Annotated in this window: 20 protein-coding genes; 16 read left to right on the top strand and 4 right to left on the bottom strand. The window is 47.1% G+C overall.

Going from position 1 to position 18,063, the window contains the following annotated elements:
* Positions 1 to 11: 11 nt before the first annotated feature.
* Positions 12 to 530, bottom strand: a complete 519-nt coding sequence (locus tag AC6R1A_RS10920; RefSeq protein ID WP_487901486.1) for a hypothetical protein — start codon at positions 528 to 530, stop codon at positions 12 to 14.
* A gap of 216 nt (positions 531 to 746) precedes the next feature.
* Between AC6R1A_RS10920 and AC6R1A_RS10915 the strand changes: the two genes are divergently transcribed.
* The 5 genes from AC6R1A_RS10915 to modC all read left to right on the top strand — a co-directional run bounded on the left by AC6R1A_RS10915 (position 747) and on the right by modC (position 5,699).
* On the top strand, positions 747 to 1,544 hold the full coding sequence (locus tag AC6R1A_RS10915; protein WP_500627188.1) for a MetQ/NlpA family ABC transporter substrate-binding protein: 798 nt from the start codon (positions 747 to 749) through the stop codon (positions 1,542 to 1,544).
* Positions 1,545 to 1,674: 130 nt separating this feature from the next.
* Complete coding sequence (locus AC6R1A_RS10910) at positions 1,675 to 3,150, top strand: cobyric acid synthase (RefSeq protein ID WP_500631277.1); 1,476 nt, start codon at positions 1,675 to 1,677, stop codon at positions 3,148 to 3,150.
* Positions 3,147 to 3,902, top strand: a complete 756-nt coding sequence (gene modA / locus AC6R1A_RS10905) for a molybdate ABC transporter substrate-binding protein (RefSeq protein ID WP_500631278.1) — start codon at positions 3,147 to 3,149, stop codon at positions 3,900 to 3,902. Before AC6R1A_RS10910 ends, modA begins: the two co-directional genes overlap by 4 nt.
* Positions 3,889 to 4,578 carry a molybdate ABC transporter permease subunit gene (gene modB / locus AC6R1A_RS10900; RefSeq protein ID WP_500631279.1) on the top strand — a complete coding sequence of 230 codons (690 nt, stop codon included), beginning with the start codon at positions 3,889 to 3,891 and terminating at the stop codon, positions 4,576 to 4,578. Before modA ends, modB begins: the two co-directional genes overlap by 14 nt.
* Positions 4,575 to 5,699 (top strand): molybdenum ABC transporter ATP-binding protein ModC, encoded by a 1,125-nt coding sequence (gene modC / locus AC6R1A_RS10895; RefSeq protein ID WP_500631280.1) that lies wholly within the window; start codon positions 4,575 to 4,577, stop codon positions 5,697 to 5,699. The genes modB and modC overlap by 4 nt, the downstream gene beginning before the upstream one ends.
* A gap of 55 nt (positions 5,700 to 5,754) precedes the next feature.
* On the opposite strand, the gene AC6R1A_RS10890 is transcribed toward modC, so the two are convergent.
* Positions 5,755 to 6,192, bottom strand: coding sequence for a DUF3069 domain-containing protein (locus tag AC6R1A_RS10890; protein WP_334551889.1), 438 nt, complete (start codon positions 6,190 to 6,192; stop codon positions 5,755 to 5,757).
* 169 nt (positions 6,193 to 6,361) lie between these two features.
* Between AC6R1A_RS10890 and AC6R1A_RS10885 the strand changes: the two genes are divergently transcribed.
* Positions 6,362 to 7,291 carry a GGDEF domain-containing response regulator gene (locus AC6R1A_RS10885; protein ID WP_500631349.1) on the top strand — a complete coding sequence of 310 codons (930 nt, stop codon included), beginning with the start codon at positions 6,362 to 6,364 and terminating at the stop codon, positions 7,289 to 7,291.
* A 69-nt stretch (positions 7,292 to 7,360) separates the two neighbouring features.
* Here the strand turns inward: AC6R1A_RS10885 and AC6R1A_RS10880 are convergent, their stop codons facing one another.
* On the bottom strand, positions 7,361 to 8,596 hold the full coding sequence (locus AC6R1A_RS10880; protein ID WP_500633999.1) for a GGDEF domain-containing protein: 1,236 nt from the start codon (positions 8,594 to 8,596) through the stop codon (positions 7,361 to 7,363).
* Between the two features lie 218 nt (positions 8,597 to 8,814).
* Between AC6R1A_RS10880 and AC6R1A_RS10875 the strand changes: the two genes are divergently transcribed.
* Together AC6R1A_RS10875 and AC6R1A_RS10870 are read left to right on the top strand one after the other, a co-directional pair.
* Positions 8,815 to 9,186, top strand: a complete 372-nt coding sequence (locus tag AC6R1A_RS10875; RefSeq protein WP_334551886.1) for a late competence development ComFB family protein — start codon at positions 8,815 to 8,817, stop codon at positions 9,184 to 9,186.
* A 10-nt stretch (positions 9,187 to 9,196) separates the two neighbouring features.
* Entirely contained in the window at positions 9,197 to 9,475 is a 279-nt protein-coding gene (locus AC6R1A_RS10870; RefSeq protein ID WP_334551885.1) for an HlyU family transcriptional regulator, read from the top strand.
* Here the strand turns inward: AC6R1A_RS10870 and AC6R1A_RS10865 are convergent.
* Positions 9,468 to 9,743: a hypothetical protein gene (locus AC6R1A_RS10865; protein ID WP_500627181.1), complete on the bottom strand. Its 276-nt coding sequence runs from the start codon at positions 9,741 to 9,743 to the stop codon at positions 9,468 to 9,470. The two genes, AC6R1A_RS10870 and AC6R1A_RS10865, sit on opposite strands and share 8 nt — an antisense overlap.
* A 125-nt stretch (positions 9,744 to 9,868) precedes the next feature.
* Here AC6R1A_RS10865 and pntA point away from each other — a divergent pair, with 125 nt between their 5' ends.
* The 8 genes from pntA (at position 9,869) to AC6R1A_RS10825 (ending at position 18,044) form a co-directional block, all read left to right on the top strand.
* A complete protein-coding gene (gene pntA / locus AC6R1A_RS10860; RefSeq protein ID WP_500631282.1) occupies positions 9,869 to 11,416 on the top strand; it encodes a Re/Si-specific NAD(P)(+) transhydrogenase subunit alpha in 1,548 nt (515 codons plus the stop codon).
* A 12-nt stretch (positions 11,417 to 11,428) separates the two neighbouring features.
* Positions 11,429 to 12,805, top strand: coding sequence for a Re/Si-specific NAD(P)(+) transhydrogenase subunit beta (pntB, locus tag AC6R1A_RS10855; protein WP_500631283.1), 1,377 nt, complete (start codon positions 11,429 to 11,431; stop codon positions 12,803 to 12,805).
* 175 nt (positions 12,806 to 12,980) lie between these two features.
* Positions 12,981 to 14,411, top strand: a complete 1,431-nt coding sequence (vxrA, locus tag AC6R1A_RS10850; protein WP_500631350.1) for a sensor histidine kinase VxrA — start codon at positions 12,981 to 12,983, stop codon at positions 14,409 to 14,411.
* Positions 14,386 to 15,045, top strand: a complete 660-nt coding sequence (vxrB, locus tag AC6R1A_RS10845; protein ID WP_334551881.1) for a response regulator transcription factor VxrB — start codon at positions 14,386 to 14,388, stop codon at positions 15,043 to 15,045. The genes vxrA and vxrB overlap by 26 nt, the downstream gene beginning before the upstream one ends.
* Before the next feature lies 1 nt (position 15,046).
* The gene (locus AC6R1A_RS10840; RefSeq protein ID WP_334551880.1) at positions 15,047 to 15,922 is read left to right on the top strand and encodes a DUF2861 family protein; all 876 of its coding nucleotides are present in this window, start codon (positions 15,047 to 15,049) and stop codon (positions 15,920 to 15,922) included.
* Between the two features lie 60 nt (positions 15,923 to 15,982).
* On the top strand, positions 15,983 to 17,134 hold the full coding sequence (locus AC6R1A_RS10835) for a conjugal transfer protein TraF (RefSeq protein WP_500631351.1): 1,152 nt from the start codon (positions 15,983 to 15,985) through the stop codon (positions 17,132 to 17,134).
* A 72-nt stretch (positions 17,135 to 17,206) separates the two neighbouring features.
* Positions 17,207 to 17,359, top strand: a complete 153-nt coding sequence (locus AC6R1A_RS10830) for a YoaH family protein (RefSeq protein WP_500631284.1) — start codon at positions 17,207 to 17,209, stop codon at positions 17,357 to 17,359.
* Positions 17,360 to 17,855: 496 nt separating this feature from the next.
* The gene (locus AC6R1A_RS10825) at positions 17,856 to 18,044 is read left to right on the top strand and encodes a DUF3693 domain-containing protein (protein ID WP_500631285.1); all 189 of its coding nucleotides are present in this window, start codon (positions 17,856 to 17,858) and stop codon (positions 18,042 to 18,044) included.
* Positions 18,045 to 18,063 lie beyond the last annotated feature (19 nt).

Here is an 18,063-nt window from a genome sequence, read left to right as displayed (position 1 = left end):
CAGCACGATCATCAGTACTGAAAACGAACGCTCATCGTCAATTGTGGACCATAGAGTCCGTTGTTTCTTGTCTCGGCTGATAGCGACATCTGCTGAGTAGAGTGAAAACGAAGTCCGGCGTGAAAGACAGAGGAATCATCCAAACGGCCTAATCGCATCGTCGCTTCGACTTGTTCAGTCAACCAAAGACGACCGCCAATGTTCATTTCAATCTGCGTGTCACTGTCACCTGCTACATATTTTGTTTGGTGAAGTAGCATTTGACCATACACATCCGCAAATTGTGTTACTGGTCCATTAAAACCGATACCACCGGCAACGTCATAATCGCCATCAAACTGAGAATCGGCGCGAATGATCAAATGGGAGTTTTCCGTGAATAGAGTGGTGAACTCACCGCCTAATGTCGAGGGATTGGCGCCTACACGCACTTCAAAGTAGTTGTAGCTGAAGTTATTCGCTTGTGCTGATGTCGCCGCAAGAGCCAGCGCGCTGGTAAGTAGGATTTTTTTCAAAACAGTCTCCGACATTGTCAATTTTCCGTCTAAGCGCCACATTGGCTTGGCGTTTTTGCCTAATGAAAATAATATTAGCAAGTTTTAAGCCAGCCATTTGAGGTGGGTGTCATTATTGATGATTTAAAATGATTTGTCGCCTACGAATTGAATTGATTGATTTTTTATATAGAAAGCTTACAGTGGAGCTCTAGCCATCTAAAAGGCTTTTATTAACAATGAGAGGGAAATATGAAGTTAGTCAGTAAGGTGTCGTTGTTAGCATTCATCACGGTAGTCGGACTTACCGGGTGCGGCGAAAAAGAAGAGTCAGTGATTAAAGTTGGAGCGACGGTTGGCCCACACGCCCAGGTTGTCGAGGCGGTAGCAAAACAAGCCGAGCAGCATGGGTTAAAGGTGCAAGTGATCGAGTTTTCGGATTATGTCACGCCAAACGCGGCGCTTGATGATGGCAGTATCGATATCAATAGTTATCAACATCAACCATTTTTAGACAGCTTTAATCAAAATCATGGTACAGAACTTGTCTCAATCGGCCGTTCAATCCTCATGCGTATGGGACTTTACTCAAATAAATACCGCACTTTAGATGCGTTGCCAGAGAAAGCGCGTATCGCGATACCTAACGATCCGACTAATGGTGGTCGCGGTCTATTATTGCTTGCTGATGCGGGAGTGATCACCCTGAAAGAGGGCGTTGGATATGCGGCAATGCTCACTGATGTTGTGGACAACCCTAAACAGTTCGAATTCATCGAGGTCGATGCGGCGCAGTTACCCAGAACTCTGGATGATGTCGATGCTGCGGCAATCACGATGAACTATGTGATGTCATCAGGGCTTGATCCGCAGAAACAGAGTATTTATCTCGAATCGACCGATGCCCCGCTCGCTGTTATGGTCATCGCGACCCGTAAAGGGGAAGAGACTAAACCTGAGTATCAGCAGTTTGTTGAGATCTTCCAATCGCAAGAGACTAAAGCCTTCCTAGCCAAGCAGTTTGGTAGCACGATTGAGGCGGCGTTCTAATTCGCAGAATGATTGAGAGCCCGAGGCATTACCACCTCGGGCTTTTTTTATCGAAACATTAGCGATTGCAAGGTGGGAGTGGTATCGTCAGCCAACATAACGGATGGATTTATTGTAGTTTTTTCTTTATATGAAAACGCCTCTTCAAGCCCTAATGGTACAGGGTACAACCTCTGACGCAGGAAAAAGCGTCGTCGTGGCAGGTCTTTGCCGAGTGTTGGCTCGCCGTGGTGTGCGAGTTGCCCCATTTAAACCACAGAATATGGCGTTAAACAGCGCCGTAACCTCTGATGGTGGTGAAATTGGTCGCGCCCAAGCGGTGCAAGCTTTAGCCTCCGGTGTCGAGCCTAGTGTTCATATGAATCCAGTATTACTTAAGCCCAATTCCGATATTGGCGCACAGGTGATCGTGCAAGGTAAAGCACTGAGTAATATGGAAGCGTGTGGTTACCAGAACTACAAACAGTTAGCGCTGCCTTTTGTGATGGACTCGTTTAGTCAACTGACCGAACACTATGATTCGATTATGATCGAAGGCGCTGGTAGCCCCGCAGAAATCAATCTACGTGAGAATGATATCGCCAATATGGGCTTTGCTGAGGAGGCGGATGTGCCCGTCGTGATTGTCGCCGATATTGACCGGGGCGGCGTGTTTGCTCACTTGTACGGCACTCTGGCCCTGCTATCAGAGAGCGAGCAGCAGCGAGTCAAAGGATTTATTATTAATCGCTTTCGTGGTGATATTTCACTGCTCGAACCTGGCCTTGATTGGCTGGAAGAAAAAACCGGCAAGCCTGTTATCGGCGTGTTGCCGTATCTGCACGGGTTTGAGTTAGAGGCGGAAGATGCCATCAATACTCAGCAATCGCTCAATTCGAGCGCGAAGATTCAGGTTGCGGTGCCAGTGTTTACTCGGATCAGCAATCACACCGATTTTGATGCGTTAAGAAGCAACCCAGACATTCACCTTAGATACGTAGGTAAGGGGGAGTCGCTGTCGGGAGCAGACGTCATTATTTTGCCGGGCTCAAAATCGGTCCGCAGCGATCTTGCCTACTTGCGCAGTCAGGGATGGGATCGCGATATCCAGCGTCATCTTCGTTTAGGCGGCAAAGTGATTGGCATTTGTGGTGGATACCAAATGCTGGGTCAGAAAATTGATGATCCTTTGGGGTTAGAAAGTGACGCAGGCAGCACAGCAGGGCTAGGGTACTTGCAGACTCAAACGGTGATCACCGACTCCAAAACGCTAACGAATGTGGATGGCCAACTCTCATTAAATGGCAGCACGGTGCCCGTATCAGGCTATGAGATTCACGCTGGTCGCACTCAAACCACAGATGTATCGCCCATTATGCTCAGTTCGGGTGAGAGGGATGGCGCGTTGAGTGAGTGTAATCAAGTCTTTGGGACCTATTTACATGGTATCTTTAACTCGGCCGAGGCGACGACGCAGATTATGCGTTGGGCAACCGATGAGGATATCGGCGCGATAGACCATAATGCGCGCCAACTTGAAGCCATCGATCGTATTGCTGATGCCATCGAGCAGCATTTGAAACTGGATTTACTCTGGCCAGAACTAGAGACACAGAACAAACAATGAAACAACGATTTTCACTTTTCTTCGCTTTGTGGTTAAGCCTTGCTTTTCACGCTCAGGCGCAAGACAAACTCACGGTCTATGCTGCCGCGTCGATGACCAATGTGGTCTCAGAGCTCGTGAATGAATTCGAGCAGCAGCGTGATGTTTCGGTGACCACTGTGTTTGGTGGCTCGTCATCCCTAGCGCGGCAAATTGCCTATGGCGCTCCCGCAGACGTGTTTATTTCAGCGAACCATCAGTGGGTGCAATATTTGATCGACAACGGCAGTGTAGAACCACACCAGGTGAAACAGATAGCGGCAAACCAACTCGTCGTCATTGCCAAGAAGCAGATCGCTTTGGCTGTCGGGGACGTTCAATCTTGGCAACAAGCGCTAAACGGGCAAAGACTCGCGGTTGGGCAAACCGACACGGTTCCCGCTGGTATCTATGCGAAACAAGCGCTGACTTGGCTTGGCGTCTGGCAGAGCGTAGAGATGTCGCTCGCGCCGAGTAAAAGTGTTCGTGCTGCTCTAGCGTTAGTGGAGCGAGGTGAAACGCCATTAGGGATTGTCTACAAAACCGATGCGATGCAATCAGAGACGGTGACAGTGGTAGCCACGCTTTCAGAGCGTAGCCACGAACCGATTCAATATCCTGCTGCTGTTGTGAGTGACAATGTCACGGCGAACGAATTTCTTGATTATTTGCAAACGCGTGACTCAAGAGCCCTGTTTACACAATACGGATTTTTAGTCAGTGATGCTCAGTGATTACGAGATTCAAGCCTTATCGCTCAGTTTGAAAATAGCGGGGGTGGCGGTGCTATGGCTGATCCCCCTCGGTATCTTGTTGGCGTGGTTGCTGGCTAGAAAGTCGTTTCTCGGACGTAGTGTGCTAGATAGTCTTATCCACCTACCACTGGTGTTACCCCCTGTTGTGATTGGCTATTTGCTGCTGATTTCCCTTGGTCGCCAAGGCTGGCTTGGCCAGTATCTGTTTGAGCATTGGGGGCTGGTCTTCGCCTTCAGTTGGAGAGGCGCGGTAATTGCGTGCATGATTGTCTCTCTACCATTGATGGTCAGGGCGGTTCGTTTGAGTCTAGAGTCCATCGACCCACGCCTTGAAGAAGCAGCGGCCACATTGGGCGCTTCCCCGTTGAAAATCTTTACCACCATTACACTGCCTTTAACCCTACCAGGTATTATTACCGGTACTATGCTCGCCTTTGCGCGCAGCTTAGGTGAATTTGGTGCCACCATCAGTTTTGTCTCCAACATTCCTGGCGAAACGCAAACCATTCCTTTGGCGATGTATACCTTTATCGAGACCCCGGGCGCAGAGTATGCAGCAATGAGGCTTTGTCTCATCTCAATTGCGATTGCGTTACTCTCTCTGTTTATCTCTGGCTGGTTAAGCCGAGTTAGTCAAAAAAGGCTAGGGCAATGACGAATTCTCACGCGCTGAACGTTCAGTACCGCACCCGACTCGGTGATCAAACGTTTGATATCGACCTTGAGTTGCCCAATCGCGGCATTACCGCCATCTTTGGCCGTTCGGGGGCGGGCAAAACCAGTTTGATTCATTCTGTCGCTGGTCTTCATACGCCCCTAGAAGGGCGGATTCAACTCAATGACCGTGTGTTGTTTTGCTCGCAAAATAAGATCAATGTCCCGGTGCATCAGCGCAATGTGGGTTACGTGTTTCAAGAAGCCCGCTTGTTTCCCCATTATCGCGTTGAAGGTAACTTGCTGTATGGCGTGAAGGGGGATGATAAGGCACATTTCGATAAGGTGGTGGACACGCTCGATCTCGGTGCGCTGTTGAGTCGTTACCCTAAAGCGTTGTCTGGGGGAGAAAAGCAGCGCGTCGCAATAGGACGAGCATTGCTGCGCAAGCCAGACATACTCCTGATGGATGAGCCGCTTGCGTCATTGGACATGCCGAGAAAGCGCGAAGTGATGCCATATCTTGAGCAACTTGCTGCCGATATCGACGTGCCTATTCTTTATGTTTCCCACAGCTTGAATGAAGTATTGCGTCTGGCTAATCAACTGGTGGTGATCGATGACGGTCGGGTGGTGGCTTGCGATAATATTGAGGCGGTTTGGTCTTCGGACGTCATGCGCCCGTGGCACTCGTTTTCGGAGCAAAGCTCGCTGTTCGAAGCTCGTGTCCTGCGCCACAATCATGACTATGCGTTGACTGAGGTGAGTTTAACGCCTGCGCATTCGCTCTGGGTTCAAAAAATCAACGTCCGTGAAGACGACTTAGTACGGCTGCAAATTCGCGCCAATGATGTCTCTTTAGCTCTAGAGCCGCCAAAGCAAACCTCGATTCGTAATAGCCTTAAGGTCACGATTGAGGAATTGGAAGAGGTGCGTCATGGTGAGCAACGGCAAAGTGTGACCGTCTATTTGCGCCTAGATGAAAGACGAACCCTCAAAGCGACCATTACTCAGTGGGCCAAAGATGAGTTGAATTTAACACCTGGGATGACGGTCTACGCCCAGATCAAAGGCGTGAGCGTGACTCAAAAAGACATTGCGCTTGCTCACGGTGACAGGTAGCCATTAAAAAAGCGCCTTGCGGCGCTTTTTCAACAAAACGGTTGTGATGCGATCATTACTTCGCAAAGACATCCGTAAAGTCGCGTTTAAGAATAGGGTCGCGGCGTGCTTTTTTAATTTGCTTAACCATATCTTTTACGCAGTTGTGCAGGACTTGGTCGAGAAGCTGCGCACGGTACTCTTCTTTTTGCTCATCTGTCATCTCTTTAGGCAGATTAAGCGTTGGAAACTCTTCCATTACGTTAAGCCCAGCAAACGCTTGGCTTACCGACACAAGCGCATGGAACTGCTCAAAGTTATCGAGAACATTTTGCGCACTGTTTGGCAGTTGTTCCCAAGATTCGCGCACGGCTTCTTCCGATACTTCATGAATTGAGACGACCATGTTGTGCATAGCTTCTGGTACGCCATCAAACTCAATCACTTGACGAAGTTCAGCGGAAACGGTGGACAGGTCTACGACAGCTTGTTCTGCTTGATTCTCGTCAGACATAAGGATGCTCTCTTTAATTACTAAAATTAGGGCGTTATCGTAAAAAAAACCGTATAAAAGTCAACATAAGTTGGCTGAACATAGGGCGGTAAGGTATGCTCTTAGATAACGGATTACGATATTCATGAATTAAATCAAGGTAGTTAGCGTGGATAAAGCAGGTTCTTCGATGAAAATCTTGCTAGTGGATGACGTGCAAATGGAACGCATGCAGCTAGCCATTCGACTTAAGCAGCTTGGCCATACGGTCGAAATGGCGGATTCTGGCGCCGGTGCTTTGGATATCTATCCCACCTTTGAACCTGATTTGGTACTGCTCGATATCAGCATGCCGGATATGAACGGCTTTGAAGTTTCATCTCGAATTCGTGATTTGTATGAAGAGTGGGTACCGATCATTTTTCTAAGTGGTCACGATGAGCCGGCGATCATCGCTAAAGCCATTGAAGCTGGCGGCGACGACTACTTGATTAAGCCCGTGGATAAAATCGTTCTTAACTCTAAGTTGATTGCCATGCAGCGCATCGCTGCCATGCGCCGTGAATATAAAAAGAAATCCGCCGCCCTTGAAGAGGCCAATCGTCTGCTTGAAAAGTTGGCGACAGAAGATGGCCTTACTAAAGTCGCAAACCGTCGCTCAATCGATGAAAAAACTCGTGAGCTGATTGCGTTTCATGGTCGCCATCATCTGCCCCTCGGGTTCATACTGCTGGATGTAGACCACTTTAAACTTTACAACGACACGTACGGCCACATTGAAGGGGACAAGTGCCTTGTTGCCCTTGCGAGTGCATTGTCGGGCTTGTTTGTTCGTAATGGCGAAGTGGTGGGCCGTTATGGTGGTGAAGAGTTCATTGTGCTGCTCGGCTATACAGATGAAAACAAGGTTGAGCAAGATGCGCAGCGCATCCACAATACCGTTGAAGCGTTGGCTATCGCTCACGAATCTTCATCCATTCATCAAAACGTGACCGTGTCACAAGGTGTCTATTCCTTTGTTCCTAGCGGAAAGGAGACATTGGAGTCGGTATTTGAGAAAGTGGATAAAGCTTTGTACCAAGCCAAGGCGTCTGGCCGAAATCGATACGTGATTGTGTGAGCGCTGGTTGCACTCTTCATTTATGCACTCTTTATTTATGTTGCACTTGATTTACGCGTATTGGGTTTATTATGCGTAAGCGACTCGGTTACGCCCGGCCTTTTTCGCTTTATATAAAGCGTTGTCCGCTTCTTTAATCACTTGAGAGACTTTGCGTGTTTCCTGGCTGTCGCAGACACCAATACTGATGGTCACGCTTACCGAGTCTGGGTTTTTCGCCGAACCGCGCTGTTTCGTCCCTTGTTTGTTGTCTTTTGGCCGCGCAGATTGATCGCGTAACATCATTTCGTACTCTTCAATCGACACTCTCAACGCCTCTAGATGCTCTTTTACCTGCTCGGCGTACCGCCCTTTAAATATGACGGTGAACTCCTCACCCCCGTAGCGATACACTCGGGCTCTACCGCCCACTTGCTGAAGTTTACTGGCGACTAAGCGTAGCACATCGTCGCCGGTGTCATGGCCATAGGTGTCATTGAACGACTTAAAGTGATCAATATCGAGCATGGCAATCGTAAATTTTCGACCCAGGTGTTTTAAGTCTGACTCAAGTGCCAATCGTCCAGGGATATCGGTCAAACGATCGTTAAACGCCATTTCGTAACTGGCTGACAGTAAGTAAACCAGCAGCAATATGCCTGCAAGAGAGAACATGGTGCTCGAAATAAAAGGCACATGGAAAAAGATAAAAGTCACAGATGCAAGCAGTATTGATGAGTAAATCACCACATCGATAATGCGATTTTTTGCCATGACCAATATCGCGCCACTTAAAGTGATGGCAAACATGTAAAGCACAAGAATCAGTGGGATTCGCGATACGGCGGGTTCGATAAATAAAAATGTTGAGTTGATGTCGTCGAAACCACCATCGTAGAAGTGAGCCAATACGAGGTAGCACCAGACGATAATAAGTGACAGTGTCACTAGATAAAGCCCAAATGAGCGAGACATTAAACTCGAATCTTTGTAGGGATAGACACTGAGTAGTGCAATAGGCAGCAAAAAGGCCAACAACGACAACTCAAGCACCGTTGTGCCGGTCGATAGTGGAGATTGTAGTCGAGACTGTATCAACCAGTAGGCAAGCAGAAGGGTCGTGGCGACCATGGCTATTCGGCTCTGTTTGAACGCGTTCGCTAACGCTATCGCACAAATAAACAGAACAAAAGGCAGTTTCGAGGTGATATCTAGGTTGGCTTGCGTCAATGTGATGACATTGTTCATACCAGACGCGATGAATATCAGTAGCAGTAGCGGAAACGACAACCGAAACCAATTAGCGGAAACTACTGACAGTGACATGCAACAACCAAACCCACAGAAAAAGACACATTGAATAGCAAAAGATAAGAATACTTTGATTTGCTGAAAATCCAAGCTTTTTACTAAACTTAAGTAGCAAATTGGATCATATGTTTAATGTTTGAACACCATCATATCTAAATGACTCTATTGCATGGCAATTTTAGGTAATGTTCCACATACTGATACCAGAAGCATAACGAAAAGGAGTGATTGATATGCAGATTAGCGTTGATGTCCACAATTACATGGAAACCTTAGTTGGACACGTGCTTGCGCGAGAAGAATTTACTCAGAGATTCGACCATGATCAATTGGCCGATTTAGCGTGTCTTGCGCTAAGTCAATTGAGGCCTGTCTACATCCGTTTTGATGTCGACTTTCTCTCTGCACTCCCAGAAGAACGTTTAGTGGCATTAAAAGAGTATGCTGAGACAGCGGTCTCTTCTGCTGTGAGCCTGATCGTTGACGACCGCCGTAAAAATCGTAAAGATGAGATTCCGGTGATCATCAACAAGCCTCGTTTTGATGATGACTTGGAGCTGGAATGGTTTGAGAAACCGATTGTATCCATGAAAAGTCGTAAGTAAGGAGTTATAAATGGGATTGTTTTCACGTCTATTTGGTGGCGGAAAATCACAACAAGCCGTCGCGGTAGAGCCGGTTGAATATAAAGGTTATCTCATTTATCAAGAATCCATTGCAGAAGGCGGTCAATACCGTATTGCAGGACGTATTGAGAAAGAAAAAGAGGGCGAGATCCTATCACACCGTTTTATTCGCTCGGATGTGCTCGCTAGTAAAGACGATGCCAATGAATTGATGCTGAAAAAATCACAAATGTTCATTGATCAAATGGGTGACAGTATTTTTAACTAACAGTTTTCGTTAACAGTGACGTAATAAGACGCGTAATGGGAAAGTAACCCATAGAGAGTTCGCCTGATTGATTATTTTGCTGTGATAACTCCTCAATTTGATGAACATCATACTCTAAGAAGCCATTAGCCGTTATGCTGATGGCTTCTTTGTTTTGGTGAGTAAGATAATTTGTTGTTTTAAAGGAAATTTTTGCTTGCACTGGACGCAACTGGTTTGACCTCCTATCAATGGTTTCTGTCTTGTCCTTTTTGTCGTTCAGACGCACAATCCTTCATTCCCAACGGTTATAACTCATGATTTTTTCAGCAAGTTTTTAAAAAGACTTGCAGTCTGTTTTTACGTTGGATAAAAACAAATCAAACAGTGTTGCGAATAGTCAAGGAATAGCTAATGCAGATTGGTGTGCCAAGAGAGTCGCTCCCCGGTGAGACGCGTGTTGCTGCGTCACCCAAATCGGTCGAGCAATTAATTAAATTGGGGTTCAGCGTTGCCGTTGAATCAGGAGCAGGAGAGAAAGCCAGTTTTGATAATGGTGCGTTTGAAGCCGCAGGGGCGAGCATCGTCTCAACGCAAGACGTGTGGCAATCAGACGTCATGTTAAAGGTCAATGCGCCGATTATCGATGACACGCTGGATGAGTTGGCTTTGATCAAGGAAGGGGCCACGCTGATTAGCTTTATTTGGCCAGCACAAAACCCAGAATTGATGGAGAAGCTTTCGAGCAAAAACATTAATGTTATGGCGATGGATGCTGTGCCGCGTATCTCACGTGCTCAAGCGTTAGATGCGCTCTCATCAATGGCAAATATTGCCGGGTATCGTGCTGTAGTTGAAGCCGCGCATGAGTTTGGTCGATTCTTTACTGGGCAAATTACCGCCGCGGGTAAGGTGCCACCAGCGAAAGTTTTGGTGGCTGGTGCTGGTGTTGCTGGTCTAGCTGCGATTGGCGCAGCAGGCAGTCTCGGCGCGATCGTTCGTGCGTTTGACGTGCGCCCAGAAGTAAAAGAGCAAGTACAATCGATGGGCGCTGAGTTCCTTGAAGTCGACTTCAAAGAAGATTCTGGCGCTGGCGATGGTTATGCGAAAGAGATGTCGGATGAGTTTAACAAAAAAGCGGCTGAGCTTTACGCTGAGCAAGCGAAGGATGTCGACATCATCATCACTACCGCACTGATCCCGGGTCGTCCAGCTCCTAAGCTTATCACCAAAGAGATGGTCGACAGCATGAAAGCGGGCAGTGTGATTGTTGATTTGGCTGCGGCCAACGGCGGTAACTGCGAATACACTGAAGCAGACAAAGTGATCACCACAGCCAATGGTGTCAAAGTGGTGGGCTACACCGATATGGTCGGCCGCTTGCCAACACAGTCATCGCAGCTCTATTCAACCAACCTCGTCAACTTGCTCAAACTGCTGTGCAAAGAGAAAGATGGCAACATCACCATCGATTTTGATGATGTTGTTATCCGCGGCGTCACTGTAGTTAAAGAGGGTGAAGTGACTTGGCCTGCGCCACCAATCAAAGTCTCAGCTCAACCAGAGCAGAAAAAAGCGCAGCCAGTAAAAGCAGAGCCGAAAGTTGAAGAGCCCACTTCACCAGTGAAGAAACTGGCGGCGTTAGCTGTGGGTGTCGGAGCGTTTGCATGGATAGCCTCTGTCGCGCCAGCGGCCTTCTTGTCACATTTTACTGTGTTTGTTCTTGCATGTGTCGTTGGCTACTACGTGGTTTGGAACGTCACACACGCTCTGCATACACCGTTGATGTCGGTGACCAATGCAATTTCTGGCATTATTGTTGTCGGCGCTTTGTTACAAATTGGCCAAGGCAACGGAGTGGTATCATTTTTGGCGTTCATCGCTGTGTTGATTGCCAGTATTAACATCTTCGGTGGATTCACCGTCACCAAGCGTATGCTTGAAATGTTCCGTAAAGACTAAGGAGTAACAAGGATGTCTGCAGGATTAGTACAAGCAGCTTACATTGTTGCTGCATTATTCTTTATTTTAAGTTTGGCCGGGTTGTCAAAGCAGGAGTCTGCTCGCGCAGGTAACTACTATGGTATCGCTGGTATGTCGATCGCGTTGATCGCCACGATCTTTGGTCCTGAATCGCAAGGCTTTGCGTGGATCATCGTTGCCATGGTGATCGGTGGGGGTATCGGCATCCACTATGCGAAGAAAGTCGAAATGACCGAAATGCCAGAACTAGTAGCAATTTTGCACAGTTTTGTTGGTATGGCGGCAGTATTGGTTGGTTACAACAGCTACCTCGACGCACCAGAGGCAGCAACGCATGCCGAGCACGTTATTCACTTGGTTGAGGTGTTCCTAGGTGTCTTCATTGGTGCGGTTACCTTTACAGGTTCCGTGGTCGCATTTGGTAAGCTGCGCGGTATCGTGTCATCTTCACCATTAAATCTGCCGCATAAGCACAAAATGAACCTTGCGGCGATCGTGGTATCAACGCTTTTGATGGTGCATTTCGTCAACGCTGAAGGTAGTATGTTCGCACTGCTTGTGATGACGTTGATTGCGTTTGCGTTTGGTTACCACTTGGTTGCGTCCATCGGTGGGGCGGACATGCCTGTGGTGGTTTCTATGCTCAACTCTTACTCAGGTTGGGCAGCGGCAGCGGCCGGTTTCATGCTCGCCAACGATCTATTGATTGTCACCGGTGCGCTTGTGGGTTCTTCCGGTGCGATTCTCTCCTACATCATGTGTAAAGCGATGAACCGCTCGTTCATTAGTGTGATCGCCGGTGGTTTTGGTCAAGAAGTGGTGATCTCTGAAGATGTTGAGCAAGGTGAACACCGCGAGACCACAGCAGAAGAAGTGGCCGAGATGCTCAAGAACTCTAAGTCTGTGATCATCACACCAGGATACGGCATGGCCGTTGCTCAAGCGCAGTACCCAGTGCATGAAATTACCGAAAAACTTCGTGCACAAGGTGTGGAGGTGCGATTTGGTATTCACCCTGTTGCGGGCCGACTACCTGGTCATATGAACGTATTGCTCGCGGAAGCGAAAGTTCCTTACGACATCGTATTGGAAATGGATGAAATCAATGACGATTTCTCAGAGACCGATACCGTGCTCGTCATTGGTGCTAACGACACGGTGAACCCAGCCGCGCTGGAAGATCCAAACAGCCCGATCGCTGGCATGCCCGTGTTAGAAGTGTGGAATGCGCAAAACGTGATTGTCTTCAAACGCTCGATGAACACCGGTTACGCTGGCGTTCAGAACCCATTGTTCTTTAAGGAGAACACTCAGATGCTGTTTGGTGATGCAAAAGAGAGTGTCGACGCCATCTCCAAAGCGTTGTAATCTCCCCTCACAGTACGATAAAGCCAGCGTAATGCTGGCTTTATGCGTTTTAGTGGTAATGATTCCTGACATCAATATTACATTTGAAATGTCTATTTTTGTCATAATGGTTTATTCTATTTCTAACTTACTGATTTAATGAATTTTTACAGTGATTAAACCCGTAAACATACTGATAACTGCTTTGATAACTCTGGCCACAAAGAGCGCGTTCGCGAACTCTTTGCCTGAGCGTATCGACACATTTATTGATATGTTTGACCGCTCTGAGGCGGTAGTGAGTTACGATATTCGCGTACTACAGGCCGATTACCCCACACGTTTGCTTACGCCTGAATCTATGCTGCCGCAAACGGCGCATTATCCTCTCAAAGATATTCAGCGCTTGTATGATCTCGCAAGAGACTGTACAGGTAAGCTCCCTCTGAGCCCTTTAGTGACGGAGCCGTTGGTGTTTACCCGTTCTGTATGTAAAGGGAATACCGTGAGCACCAAGTGGTTTGCGCGCAGTGCGCTTATCCATCCTGGCGGCGGAACCTACGCCAGTCGTTATGTGGCACTGCATCCGGAAAAACTGGATGAGCTATCGCAATACATGCACATCAAGGAGCGTCCGCTCGATCCAGAAACGACCTTATTAGGACGATTGCAGCGAATGGATGAGTCTGCCATGTTGGCACTGTTGGCAGGATCGAGCATGTTTTTGGATCGAAATGCACTCTGGCTTCGCAATAATGATGAATATTTAGTGTATCCAGACAATGTTTGGAAAACCTATGTCGATCAGAGTGGTCTAAAAGTAGAGCCGAAATCCACGGCGGTACGCTGTTTCGCACAGCGGGGCAATTTGTGTTGGGATATTGAAGATCAATCAGAGATCTTACGAATCAGCATGGCGGTTTTGGTTGTCGCGAACATTTTGCTGGTACTGGGTTGGTTGACGTATCGCTGGAACACCAAGCGCCAAGAAATGAAAAGCCGTATGCTGATTTTGCAGATCTTAACGCACGAACTGCGTACGCCAATCGCCAGTTTATCCTTGACGGTTGAAGGCTTTCGTCGTGAGTTTGAAAAGCTGCCAGAGTCAGTGTACGACGAATTTCGTCGATTATGTGAAGATTCTAGACGATTGCGCCAACTGGCCGAAGCCAGTAAAGATTATTTGCAATCAGATAACAAACCATTGGCCGCAGATTGGGTACCATCTGTCAGCGAATGGCTTGAGTTCAAATTAGAAGAAGAATTTGGCGACAAAGTTGAGTTCTTAATTAACCAAGATGTCGCGGCAAAGCTTAATGTCTACTGGCTAGGGACTTGCATCGACAACTTAATCCGCAATGCCACTAAATATGGCGTTGCTCCTGTTCAACTTGAGGTTGAAACCTCAGTGGACATGATTACGCTAAAGGTCAAAGACCAAGGCCAGTTAACCCATAAAGACTGGCGCAATTTGCGCAAACCCTTTGTGAGTAAAAGCGGCCTGGGCTTAGGATTAACCATAGTTGAATCGATGGTCGGACGTATGGGCGGAACTATGAACCTCATCGGCCCACCGACAACATTTATATTGGAGATACCCTGTGAAACAGACACTGCTTCTCGTTGAAGACGACAAAAATTTAGCTGACGGCCTACTAGTTAGCCTTGAACAAGCAGGTTACGAATGTTTTCACTCTGAAACCATTGCGGACGTGGCACAGTACTGGGATAAAGCAGACTTGGTGGTGCTTGATCGCCAATTGCCTGATGGTGATTCTGTAGCGCACTTAACCGATTGGAAAAAAATCAAAGATGTTCCAGTGATCTTATTGACGGCTCTGGTAACGGTAAAAGACAAAGTCACAGGTTTAGATGCCGGTGCGAATGACTATTTAACCAAACCTTTCGCTGAAGCGGAGCTATTTGCTCGAATTCGTGCGCAGTTGCGCTCTCCGGACGCCGAAGCTCAAGATGATTCAAAAGTGACGACCAGCGACTTGGTGATCGATAAAGCGACCCGTGAAGTTTTCTACAAAGAGGAATCCATCACCTTAACACGTACAGAGTTTGATCTCTTGTTGTTCTTAGCCAGTAACTTAGGCCGCGTGTTTACTCGTGACGAATTGCTTGATCATGTTTGGGGATACAATCATTTTCCTACCACACGTACGGTTGACACACATGTATTGCAGTTACGTCAAAAACTCCCAGGTCTAGAAATCGAGACCTTGCGTGGTGTTGGATACAAAATGAAAGCCTAATATGAAGATACGGGCTCTCTTATGGGGTGCACTCATTGCGAGTGCACCTGCACTCAGCGATACCGCGCCTTGGTTTGAGGACAACACACCGTTGACTCAAGCTCATAAGCATCTACTCAACAATAACTTGTCGGGTATGTTTTCTTCATTGGTGGAAGTTTGGCAACTCGAATCAACCTCAAATTTATCAAGCCACCTCAATTCGTTACTCCTTCAATCGCTTGAAGTGGACTGTGGAAAAGGCCTAGATACCAATCCCACGCCCACGTGGATATCCTCGGTTGTCATCCGCCGTACTAACATTGAAAGCCCTGGGCGCGATGCGTTTCGAGCCATCGTCGAAGTGGATTCAGAAAAGCCCATTCGAGATATCGCATTAACCCAGTGGGTATCTCGTAATATATCCACTGACAACACTTTGACAAAGTTACCGGGTAACGAAAGTGGCCTGAGTAAATACATTAAGCGATACAACTTGAACAGTCGTTTACCTATGGGACTCTATCGATTGGACGTCACTGCTGCTGACCAATCCTCTTGGAGTGCTTGGGTCCTGCTTGGCGAACCCAATGCTGCGATTGACGTTCGCTGGAAATCAAAGGATGAGTGGAGTATCGATCGCACCGCATTACTCAACCCGCACTGCCCATTACCTAAGCTAGAAACGGGGATTTACGACTATGTGGATGGCAAATATAACCAAATTTGGACAGAGGTACATGTTTCCGATTTTCCGACTGCGCTGAAACCGAATGTGGTACCAGCAGGTCGTTACGTGTTGGCCGTTTCCATCAATCAACAACGTTGGCAGGGGCCAATAATTGTTGAACAATCCCAAATTATCAGCAAAACCTATGATGTTTCTGTAGAGGAATAGTTAAAGTTCATAGACAATAAGACGATATAAATGAATGGAACTGAAAAGATTTATATCGCTATGGATAATAAAATTAAACTCTTGAGCCTGTCAATTGCTCTGGCTGCCACGTCAGCCTCTGCCGCCAACTACGCCATTGAAGCACGTGGTGATGCCATGGGTGGCGTAGGGGTGGTATCCGCCAATTTTCTCACTGCACCGTTCTACAATCCCGCGCTTACCGCTATTTACCGTCGCAATGATGATGTCGGTATGATCGTGCCTTCTTTTGGTCTCTCGTATAGTGATCAAGATGATATGGTGAATGATCTTGATACAGTGGCGGACCTATTAGAGACCAATGACCCTAGTAGAATTAACGAGTTAGGACAAGCGCTTGATGATCTGCAAGGCGATCAAGCTAAGTTGGAAATGGGTGGCGTTGTAGCGTTTGCAATTCCGAATAGCTTTATCGCTGCCAATGTATTCGGCAAGTTATACACTGAGTCATATGCGACCCCTAACATTGCAACGGATAGTACAGCAGGCACGGAGGAGCAACGTATTTTAGAAAATGCGCAAAATAGCTCTGTCAGTGCTGTTTCTATCGGAGTTGCGGAAGCGGGTATCTCTCTAGCTAAATATCAGACATTTCTCGGACAACACATCGCGTTTGGTGTCTCACCAAAACTGCAGCGTATTTACACATACGTGTATGAAGCATCTCTAGCTGACTACGATATAACAGACGTACGTGAAAACGGAACTGGCGAAACCATGTTCAATATGGATGCAGGTTTCCTGTGGTTCCATGGCCCGTTACGAGCAGGCATCTCTGCGACCAACTTGATCAGTCGCGACATCGAAACTAACGCGACTCCAATCTCTGGACGTACTTATCAATATCAACTAGGACCGCAATACACCGTCGGTTTTGGTTTAGTTGCTGACTACGCGACAATCAGTGTTGACTATGACCTCAATGAAGACAAACGTTACACCGACTTTGAAGACAATACACAAATGCTCAGAATCGGGGGCGAAATTGACATCATGCGTCAGTTAAAACTGCGAGCTGGATGGAAACGCAATCTTGCGTATGACAATCAAGATGACACGCTGACAGCAGGTATAGGCATATCGCCATTGAACCTGTTCCAACTCGATATTGGTGCAAGCTACACCAATGAAGATTCTATGGGCGCCTTTATTAATTTCTTAGGTAGTTACTAAAGGCGAGGGTAGCGCTAGCCACCTCGAATAATTCGTACTATAGTCGGGCTCCTATAAAAAGGAGCCTTTTTTATGTTTGATGATTTACCACCGCTGACACACGAAGAGCAGCAAAAAGCCGTAGAGCGGATTCAAGAGCTAATGGCAAGCGGGATGAGTACCGCGCAGGCAATAAAAGTCGTTGCCGATGACATACGCAAAGCCGCAGCAGAAAACAAACAATAACCCACCTAGAGAGAGCCAATGGCTCTCTTTTTTTTGCCTAAAACAAAGCGGTTACAAATCCTGAAAGTCATGTCGAAAGCAATAACATTAAGATTAAGTTTATTAATTACAATGACTTATGGTGGGTTATTATTCTGTTGCTAGCTCGTTTTTGTTTCTTGGTGTAATTTAATTACACAACTGAAAGTCGGTCGGTGTAAGCGCTCACTATTGCCAGTTAATCATGCTTCTGGGTGATGCCGTCACTGATGCGGACTTTGACCAACGATGTCGCCTTGTCATTTACAGTCACCCATAAATTAGACGGATGGTTTGGATACGAGAATGCAGTGACGCTGTCACGTCAACTGAATCTAATTAATGTAATTAAGATAACGAGAGTTAAAAGCGGGTGATTTTGTAAGGACTACAAGGTCCGACTAGAAGTGTTTTGGTTAGCGCCGTTTTTAAGTCGCGCACAGTATCGGCAACAGAGAACGTTTGTGCGGACAAAGAAATGGTGTTGGTGCCCTTGGCGGACGATAAAGCCAAGTCGCACGAAGCGGAGGCTTTATGGAATCAGATCGCAAAAAAGTATAACGGGCTAGGAATTACAAGCGTATCAGGTGCTTATGCGGTGTTTAGCCTTAGCTCAGATGGCCTATTTCAACGTGTTAATGAGTGCGTATTATCTATCTTATGTTAAATGCGATTATTCAAATATA

This window comes from Vibrio sp. R10-SG3-ISO3 (assembly GCF_059834225.1).
This window is presented reverse-complemented; position numbering and strand designations above follow the sequence as displayed.

Excerpts from the sequence above, each read along its gene's own strand:
- AC6R1A_RS10920 (WP_487901486.1), bottom strand. The coding sequence starts at position 530 with ATGTCGGAGACTGTTTTGAAAAAAATCCTACTTACCAGCGCGCTGGCT.
- AC6R1A_RS10915 (WP_500627188.1), top strand. The coding sequence starts at position 747 with ATGAAGTTAGTCAGTAAGGTGTCGTTGTTAGCATTCATCACGGTAGTC.
- AC6R1A_RS10910 (WP_500631277.1), top strand. The coding sequence starts at position 1,675 with ATGAAAACGCCTCTTCAAGCCCTAATGGTACAGGGTACAACCTCTGAC.
- modA (WP_500631278.1), top strand. The coding sequence starts at position 3,147 with ATGAAACAACGATTTTCACTTTTCTTCGCTTTGTGGTTAAGCCTTGCT.
- modC (WP_500631280.1), top strand. The coding sequence starts at position 4,575 with ATGACGAATTCTCACGCGCTGAACGTTCAGTACCGCACCCGACTCGGT.
- AC6R1A_RS10890 (WP_334551889.1), bottom strand. The coding sequence starts at position 6,192 with ATGTCTGACGAGAATCAAGCAGAACAAGCTGTCGTAGACCTGTCCACC.
- AC6R1A_RS10885 (WP_500631349.1), top strand. The coding sequence starts at position 6,362 with ATGAAAATCTTGCTAGTGGATGACGTGCAAATGGAACGCATGCAGCTA.
- AC6R1A_RS10880 (WP_500633999.1), bottom strand. The coding sequence starts at position 8,596 with ATGTCACTGTCAGTAGTTTCCGCTAATTGGTTTCGGTTGTCGTTTCCG.
- AC6R1A_RS10875 (WP_334551886.1), top strand. The coding sequence starts at position 8,815 with ATGCAGATTAGCGTTGATGTCCACAATTACATGGAAACCTTAGTTGGA.
- AC6R1A_RS10870 (WP_334551885.1), top strand. The coding sequence starts at position 9,197 with ATGGGATTGTTTTCACGTCTATTTGGTGGCGGAAAATCACAACAAGCC.
- pntA (WP_500631282.1), top strand. The coding sequence starts at position 9,869 with ATGCAGATTGGTGTGCCAAGAGAGTCGCTCCCCGGTGAGACGCGTGTT.
- pntB (WP_500631283.1), top strand. The coding sequence starts at position 11,429 with ATGTCTGCAGGATTAGTACAAGCAGCTTACATTGTTGCTGCATTATTC.
- AC6R1A_RS10840 (WP_334551880.1), top strand. The coding sequence starts at position 15,047 with ATGAAGATACGGGCTCTCTTATGGGGTGCACTCATTGCGAGTGCACCT.
- AC6R1A_RS10835 (WP_500631351.1), top strand. The coding sequence starts at position 15,983 with ATGGATAATAAAATTAAACTCTTGAGCCTGTCAATTGCTCTGGCTGCC.
- AC6R1A_RS10830 (WP_500631284.1), top strand. The coding sequence starts at position 17,207 with ATGTTTGATGATTTACCACCGCTGACACACGAAGAGCAGCAAAAAGCC.
- AC6R1A_RS10825 (WP_500631285.1), top strand. The coding sequence starts at position 17,856 with ATGGTGTTGGTGCCCTTGGCGGACGATAAAGCCAAGTCGCACGAAGCG.